Source organism: Methylicorpusculum oleiharenae, from assembly GCF_009828925.2.
Taxonomy (GTDB): Bacteria; Pseudomonadota; Gammaproteobacteria; order Methylococcales; family Methylomonadaceae; genus Methylicorpusculum; species Methylicorpusculum oleiharenae.
In genome coordinates this window covers 61,831-69,900 of sequence record NZ_WUTY02000003.1, presented here as the reverse complement: position 1 = coordinate 69,900, position 8,070 = coordinate 61,831, and the positions used below count along the sequence as shown (strand labels likewise).

The window sequence follows — 8,070 nt, the reverse complement described above, 5'->3', positions numbered from 1 at the left end:
AGACAAGATAAAAAAAAGCTTAATTTCGATAACTTAAAGGGCTCTATGTGAAATACAGTGGGTAATCAAATTTATCCAACCAATGTGAGATTTATTACAGGGGATCCTCAACGGCTTTACTCGGACTTCACTTTGCCTTTATCCAGCTTTTTGTAAACCTCAAGCTGACCTTCCAGGTTCGATACTTTCCTCTCCGCATCCGAGGCGACTTTGACAGCGATTTTCATTTCAGTCTTGGTGGTAGACAAATCAATAGTCAAAGCATCATGGCGTAGCGTCATCTTTTCCAGTTCTGACAGACATTTGGATAATTCAGCCCCCTTATCTTTAAGCTCTGTCTTTAATTCATTCTGTAATGAGACGGCGGCATCCAAAGTCGATTGAACCGTGTGAACCTGCACATCCAAAGCCCGTATTTCCTGATCTTTTTGTTTGATCACCATCTCATGAGCTTTTTGCAGCGCTTGTCTTTCCTGAATGGCTTCTTTGTTAGTCTCTTCAAGGCCTGCAACCTGGCTTTTCAGTCCGGCAACCTCATAACTCAGCCGGTCATTATCTTTATGCAGACCGACATTGGCTTTTTCAGCCTCGTTTAACTGTACAACCGTTCCGGCATGATCGCTTTGTTCTTCGGTCAAGCGGGTTTTCAATTCTGAAATGAGGTCTTCCAAACGCTCAATTTTCATAGCTTGTGCTTCGGAAAACTTGAAGGCCTCTTCGACCTTCGCCTGGTTAGTGATTTCCGCTTGTTTTAGCGCCTCGCGTTGAATCTCAAGTTCTGCATCAGTAAGGCTTTTAGCGATATTCCACATGCGTTTCAAAAGATCTTCGCCCTCTTTCGATAGCTCTTCTGGAAGTCTGACGGTAACCGGCAATTCATCGGCCTTAAATGCCTGAGCTTCGTCGCTTTCTTTCCATGTGTTGAAATATTTGGTGATGGTCGTCAAGCTTCCCCTGCCCAGCCTTTCGTATACGTTCAAGACGGTCGGGCGCTCACCCTGGCCAGCGATATCGGCGCAAGCGGCGTGTATTTCTTCCTCGGTTAAGCGTGGCGTAGACATGATTTGATCCTCAAAAGTAATCAGTTAAAGACAGTATAGCAGACTATTACACTTTTAAAAGTGTAATTATGATAATTACATAATTATGGTAATTATCATAATATGTGTAATATATAATTATCCTTTATCGCACCCTTTCGGGATCAGCCACGATCGGGCCGGCTTTTCATGCTTTGCATAGTCCGCAACCGGTATTTTCTCCCCGGTCACCCGCTCTATTTCAGCAACCGTCACTAAATACCGGTCCAGTTGGCCGCGCTTGGCTTCCTGGCGGTTCGGTACGATCCAGGCAATCGCGCGTTCGTCCTGGCCACTGCCACGGATAACGACTTTCCAAAATGCTTCTGGAGTTTTGACGCCGTGCGCTTGCACTAAATGATCGATATCCTGATTGTTGCCCTAAAAGACACGACTTGTGGGTGTCCTTTCGCTGGCGTTCCGATGATATTGACGACTGCATGAGTATGTCCCAAAAAGCTCATGGGGTTTCAAACAGGCCATCAGCACTAATACGCTTGCTCAATCTTCGACTTGCTTCTTTCGTCCAACTCATTCCACACCACCATCACGGCCCTTCCGATGGCAGCCTGCTCATCCTGTTCTCTACCAAACAACCGATACGATCCGTAAACACTGATTGCCGATGCCGTAATGGCGATAGTCAGAGCGATCAATACTTGCGATCGCACTGACAAGCCATCCGCACGTTGCATGACCATGCGATTGACGGTTTTCGCCACTGACGCGTTCAGCTTTTGCTGGAATAATTTTTTTTCCCTCTCTGATACCGCTGCAAGTTCCATTTGTTGTTCGGTTACCTGGTTGTCCACGCGAGAAATTAACTCGATCAACTTGCTTTCCAAGTTAATAACGAACGGAGCTGTTTTGTCTTCAAGCTCACCAAGCCGTTGTATCAGCACATTGACTTCACCTATAGCTTCAATAATTAGCGCGTCTCGCGCAATTCGAACATCTTTTGTTTTATTCATGTTACTCATGAAAATAGTTCCTTATAGCAACTATCTAGATAGTTATTGATATGCTTGGCAAGACATTTAATCCCGAACCTATTTGCCCATTCATCCCATTGATCTGTCTCGCCCCGCCGGTTCTCCCGCAGAAGCGTTTTGTAGTCGGTTTCATCCTCCAAAACTTGTCGGATCGTCAGGTTTTCCTCGGTCAAAATATCAAAAAGTTCATTGTCGAAAATAGCTGCTTTCAGATTTAATATGGCTCCGCCGTGTGCATTGATATGCCCGATCAAAACACCAAATTCGTCCGCGACATTGGATTCCACTCGATTAAATAGGATACGAATGCTGTTGGCTTCTACCCCACTATTGGCCAGTCGCTCCAGCAAGGCAATGGTTTCCATCTGGACTTTGGCGCTGCTCGTAACCGGGATCATAAAGCAGTCAATAGACTCGTGGATTGACGCAAACCGGTGTATCCCGACCAATAGGCTCGGTGTCGCACCGCCCGCGACATCCACGATGCAGCGCTCGTGTTCCAGTAAATCTGCAAACACCGCTGAAACCTCGTCGCGATGCCGCCACTGTCCCGAGTTCCTCTTCACGTGAGCACCACCAAAGCTGATGAGCAACGCATCTTCCAGCCTTGGCGCTAGCAAGTGCTCAGCCACGACAGTCTTTCCGACATTACCCGAGCCACTCAGAATCACCACCCTCATGCCGAATTTCCTTCGCTTTTTTGACGAAACATCGCCTCAAAAACCTGGTCCATGTTTTCTGCCGCGCTCATGGCGGTCATCTTCAGCAAACACAGCTTTATCAATCGCCTGGCTTCCGCCTCCTTACCCGCTTCTTTCGCCGCCAGGCCTTGCGCTTGGTAATCGGTCTTATCCGCGAGGATCGCCGCTAACGGCACACCGAGTTCTTTACAATTTTCAAAGGCCTCGTTGTGTACCAAAGCCCAGTCCGGATGAACCGTAAAATGCTTTTTTTGACTTGCACTGGCGAATATCAACTCAAATTGCTGTTCAATCGCATCATCGGGTTCTACCTTGTTAAAAATTACTTTGATCCGTTTTCGAGGAATTCCCATCTCGGTCAAATTCTCTATGGTTTTAATGGTGTCGTAGATTTGCTTTTTCTCGCTAACCGTAGGCACTACAAAATAATCGAATTTTTGTGAAGAGCCTTTGTGCTGCCGCATTAATTGGCAAAAGTCTTCCGCATTCGACGCTCCGACATCGATGATGCAATCCTGCTCCAAAATAATTTCCTCCATCAATGCATTAAATTGCCGACCCTTGTAAGTTTCCACATCCACGCCTTCTCGCGAAGAATCTTGATTGAGCGTTTCAATGCTGAATATTTTGGCATCATTCATCCGGGGTTTTAAAAGGTGTGCCGCGATGGTTGATTTGCCCACATTGCCTGAAAAATTCATTACAACGACTTTCATAGTTTCATTCCTTAAATTCACAATTAATAAGTGGATTGATTTTTTAGTTTGGCTGGTTCCCGCTCTCTCTTTTTCTTCTCTTTCTGCTCTGCTCTGTACCTCTCTTGTATTTCATACAGTTCGGCAATATTCGGATCTTTTCTTAGGTTTTTCATGAATTCCAATTCACCTGATTTAGGCTCCCAATTACCCTCGTCCTCTTCTTCTTCCAAATCTAAATCCATCGACTTACTTGATGAATGGCTCGTTACCAGTTCTGTATTTTTAGTCTCATGATGAATGTATTGAGCCAGTTGATTAGTGGTATTAGTTGATGCCATTGAAACTGGATAATTACTTTTTTGATCAATAATTTTTCCCTTACTTTCTTTATTTCTTAATTTCCTAAGCGCTTTTTCAAATCCGCTCATGGTCATTTTGAAGTTATAGTGGTCATGAAGCGCATCTAATACTGCCCGCCTTTTCACACCACCTTTCAACGCGTTTTCCACATCCTCGATAATGTCTGCCAGTCTGGCGGACTCCGAACGCCCGTCCGCGCCGCTCGCCAATGCTTTCAAAATCTCAATCGTTTTACTTTTTTCCATAACCTACTCTTTGATCACACTTGCTCAGCTCGTCCTCAGTAGTTCATCCACGAAACACATCATTCCCGCCATGTCTACGCAGAAAGTACTCAGTATTTCCTCATTCGCCTCATCAATACCTCACCATATACGCACCTCCTACGCAGTAATGGCGGAGCAAGTCATCCGCAACTCCACACCCAGAGTTTACTCACAGCCAAACGCGTTTGCTCGACCGAAAGACGCGGTTTTTCGGCCCCTTTCGTTTTTGGATGCGTTATCTGTTGACAATAGTGCCTATCTCGATTGAGAATAAAAATTCATTGATGGGTTTTGTGCAGCAGGATGCCTCTATCCCGATAAGTCGTGCTACGGGAGCACGCTAAACAGATCCGAGATCCCCCGGACCGCTAAGGCGGCAGGAAGCCACCGGGACCCTTCTTTACCGGCAAAATAGCCGGAAAATCATCGCGCCCCAGTTGCGCCCGCTGAGCGCAGAAGCTTTCTGAATCAGAAATTTACGTTGTTCTTCAAGTACTTGTAATTACAGGTCTTGGGTCGTGACACACATCAATCAAAAATTCTACTTCCAGTTGATCTGGTGAATTTTTAACCCTTGCACGCAAGATTAGTCCGTAAGACGGCGCCTTTGCGTCCTGCCTGGAAATCGGCCAAAATTTTTTCCCCCGCCGCTTTTTCTCAACATAGACACTTTAGTCTTTGTTCATTCCAAGCCAAATTTCCGAAAAGAAACAGCGGCTTACTAACCCCACAATTCCAAATTCCATTTAGGAAAAGTTGGGATTCGTTGGATTTTCTCGTTGAAACCGCTCAGAACCAGGCAGCGCCTGTCCATAGAAAATGTATGGCAGCCCGATTGACACCACCTGCATGGCGTAATTTCAGCAAATTTTCGCCTCGCGCGGCGTCGAAACAAATAGCGCATTGACGCTCTTTTACCTGCAGCCCTGCTGGGAGGCTGTTCCCAAGCACCTTATGCTCACCGTCGAGAGAAGTGTGTCCGCAGAAAAAGAGGCGCTGGTGGAATCCCTTTAGGATTTCACCGGGAGCCGGGTTACGCCTGCTCTCGACGCTAAAGAACAATAGGTCACACCCCGGCTCCACACCGGAGCGGCCGATAGCTCGTGCGTGCACGGGTTATCGGCTGCTGCGGTGTGGGGCTGATCGCCAATTTTGACGACAAGGTATTGAAAACGAAAGAAGCCGAAAAACCGCGTCTTTCTCTATAAGGCTATTTGCAAAATGAGGTTGGAATGAAGGCTGACAAACTTGATCATTGAACTTGATCAAGTGGTTGGAATTTGACTGTCGGATAGCTCTTGGCTAGGTTAGGTAAGATTTGATCGTCGGCAGCCGACCCATTCCTGTCCTGTCTGTCACCGGCATAACCGAAAATTGACTGACCTAAAATGTCTGCTAAGCTGACGGTCATACAAGTTCATGATTACGCGAAAAGGGACCTTGATGTACCATAGCACCTCTAGTGGGAGGAGCGAGAATGAGTAAAGATGATTTTGAGGTTAAGCAAGTCGGTGATAAAAATGGTGTTTCGCGAATTTTTGTTCGCGAGCACCCATTTCTATTAGTCGTTCTTTCACCTATTACCCCCACATACACACTTGCTTGGACTGGCCATCTAGATTTTGACAAGCTCGACGAAGAGCTTTTTTCAAAACTCCCTAGGGCAATTGTGGGGATGAGCAATTCGGATTTTACCAGAATCGAAATAAGTGGATCTGCAAAGGTAGTCGTATCTGATCCAGACAACGAAGACGATCTTGTAACGATCAATGCCTTAGAGTCGGAAGACTATCGCTCCATTTTTCACAGTCATGTTATTAGTTTCGGAAGGTTTGATCTGCAATTGCAATATTCATATTTTTCTCCTGAATCGTTCTCTTTCGCCGTTGGCAATCCTAAGTTTTATACCGAAAGCCCAAAAGTATCGATAAGATTATCAAGTGATAGAGAGGTTTCCCCTCAATTATGGGACTGGATTTGGCAGTGCTCCGATATGAGTCAAGAATTGGGACTGGATTTTGAGTCAACAGTAGGGATTGAAGTGCTTTCGGACGTTCTCGGTCACAATCAAGGTCAGTTATTGCGATGAACAAGAAGAAGTGTAGCAAAAGTAAGAGTGTGCAAGGCCTCTACCTCAAAGCATTTAGCGGTCAAGGCTCAACAACTATCTGCACAATTGGCACCAACCCCCACCTTAACCATCATGTGTATATAGAGAATCTTCAGTTGTATGATGCCGATATCTCATGTACTGGGTCGATTACGAGTAATCCATACTCTGTATATTTTGATTCGGGTGTTGCGAATCCAATTGATACATGTCTTAAGTGGTATGCATCAGCCAACCTTCCAGAAGGAGGAAGTAAAGAGTTCCAGCATGTAAAGCTCATTGCTTGTGGTGCAGGACACGAAAACGTTTTTGCAGAGGTGTCGATTTCTTGGCCAGACCCAAATGAAGCAGAGAGTCTGACTGTTTCAATTGAGGTTGAACCATGAGTTTCTATCCATATCTTCCACCTCTGTTTGCTATATATTTAATTTTGATTTCGACGTTTACAGAGTTATATGCCAAATATCTTATTAAAAATAGTGTTCAGCTACATATTGCTCGGGATTGGGAGATTAGGGTAGGAGCAATTAACTCCGTAATCTGCTCTTTGGTTGCACTGTATAGTATATTTGAGACGTCTAAGAACTATTCTGCTCTAACGATTGCTTCACTTTTACTGATTATTATTTTTATACCACTTTTGTTTTGGATAATTAGCCATCCTGCGGGCAACCTCTCTTCGGCCCTTACGCATATTGGAAAGCTTAGGCACGGGACCGTATGTGCGATTATTCTAGTGATAGTTAATTTGGTATTGATAGGCGCGATTTACGTTAATCAAACACAAACAATTATTCATGCCAACGTGCCGTAAGAGTTATTTTGGGCTCTCGCGGGAAATATGTACAACTAAAATTTGGGTGCGTTTAATCAAACGACAAAATTGTTTCATAGGATTTTGAACTGCGGCAAAGCATAAACTATCGGTGTATTGCCCTTGCCGGAAAAATCGTTCGATTGGTGAGTTATTCTTGTGAGTGCCGATGGGTATTGGAAGCCAATGATACACATTAGAATCATTCGCTCAATGTCAGCGTCAGGTATTGCACAGATAACAGGCATTCAATTTCCATAAATTTTGGTATAACCAACGGTTGAAATTGGCCGTTAACGAGCATTGACAGCCCAACCAGGTTTTGCACAAAACTGCGCGATTAAAAAACATGAATCATTCTGATTTCCAACCCCAGAATGCAAATAGCCAATTTAAAAACGTAAATCCAGCGGCCTAAATTCCCATGGGTGATGTCCAGGTCTTGCAACTAAGCATCCATAACTAAATTGGCAAGCGGGTATCTATTCAAGAGCGTTAACTTACGATCTCAACGTAGCGGCCAGGGTCCGCGATTTGGCCGATTGTGACAATTCGCCACTCTCACAAGTCGACATTCACTTCGGATGGATTCGTATCGGAATCTGGTTGCTGGAATACGCAAAATAGGTTTATTCGGTGTAACAAAATTTTCTGTGGTTCCGATTTACAACCCCCTAATACTTCCTTAATGAATTTCCATCAGATAGCTCTCGTATTTTTTGGGGTTTCGGTCAATTCAAGTATGCTGTTGTCTCAATGAGAAACGGCCAAAGCCGCTTATTTTGCTCTGCTCCCCTTACGCAGATTAACTAATTGCTAACGAGGCGCCGCCACAGGCCGACGAGTCGTGATGTTGTTCGAATGTGTCACAAGTAGAGGCACATGGAATAACACAACCTCATTCCGAGTGAATTAAAAAGTGTCGCAAGTTGAGACACTTTACCGTAGATAATGAATGAGAAAATCGGCCTATCGAACACATATTGAACGCAGTGAAAAAATAAATACGACTTCGATAAGGCCATAATTCCGGTATTTATTCGATAAATA

The 8,070-nt window shown here is 44.8% G+C and carries 8 protein-coding genes; 2 read left to right on the top strand and 6 right to left on the bottom strand.

Translation table 11 applies throughout. The annotated features are described in order from the left end of the window. Positions 1–116: 116 nt before the first annotated feature. The 6 genes from GO003_RS26035 to GO003_RS26010 form a co-directional block, all read right to left on the bottom strand. Complete coding sequence (locus GO003_RS26035; RefSeq protein WP_159656282.1) at positions 117–1,061, bottom strand: DNA-binding protein; 945 nt, start codon at positions 1,059–1,061, stop codon at positions 117–119. A gap of 117 nt (positions 1,062–1,178) precedes the next feature. Further along, positions 1,179–1,433 (bottom strand): DNA/RNA non-specific endonuclease, encoded by a 255-nt coding sequence (locus GO003_RS26030; RefSeq protein WP_231089308.1) that lies wholly within the window; start codon positions 1,431–1,433, stop codon positions 1,179–1,181. A gap of 134 nt (positions 1,434–1,567) precedes the next feature. Further along, positions 1,568–2,050 carry a hypothetical protein gene (locus tag GO003_RS26025; protein ID WP_159656284.1) on the bottom strand — a complete coding sequence of 161 codons (483 nt, stop codon included), beginning with the start codon at positions 2,048–2,050 and terminating at the stop codon, positions 1,568–1,570. Positions 2,051–2,055: 5 nt separating this feature from the next. Next, on the bottom strand, positions 2,056–2,751 hold the full coding sequence (locus tag GO003_RS26020) for a hypothetical protein (RefSeq protein ID WP_159656286.1): 696 nt from the start codon (positions 2,749–2,751) through the stop codon (positions 2,056–2,058). Beyond that, positions 2,748–3,488: a StbB family protein gene (gene stbB / locus GO003_RS26015; RefSeq protein WP_159656288.1), complete on the bottom strand. Its 741-nt coding sequence runs from the start codon at positions 3,486–3,488 to the stop codon at positions 2,748–2,750. The genes GO003_RS26020 and stbB overlap by 4 nt, the downstream gene beginning before the upstream one ends. A 23-nt stretch (positions 3,489–3,511) precedes the next feature. Next, a complete protein-coding gene (locus GO003_RS26010; protein WP_159656290.1) occupies positions 3,512–4,075 on the bottom strand; it encodes a hypothetical protein in 564 nt (187 codons plus the stop codon). A gap of 1,498 nt (positions 4,076–5,573) precedes the next feature. Between GO003_RS26010 and GO003_RS26005 the strand changes: the two genes are divergently transcribed. Together GO003_RS26005 and GO003_RS26000 are read left to right on the top strand one after the other, a co-directional pair. Continuing rightward, the gene (locus tag GO003_RS26005) at positions 5,574–6,185 is read left to right on the top strand and encodes a hypothetical protein (protein ID WP_159656292.1); all 612 of its coding nucleotides are present in this window, start codon (positions 5,574–5,576) and stop codon (positions 6,183–6,185) included. Next, a complete protein-coding gene (locus GO003_RS26000; RefSeq protein ID WP_159656294.1) occupies positions 6,182–6,592 on the top strand; it encodes a hypothetical protein in 411 nt (136 codons plus the stop codon). The genes GO003_RS26005 and GO003_RS26000 overlap by 4 nt, the downstream gene beginning before the upstream one ends. The last annotated feature ends 1,478 nt before the right edge of the window (positions 6,593–8,070 follow it).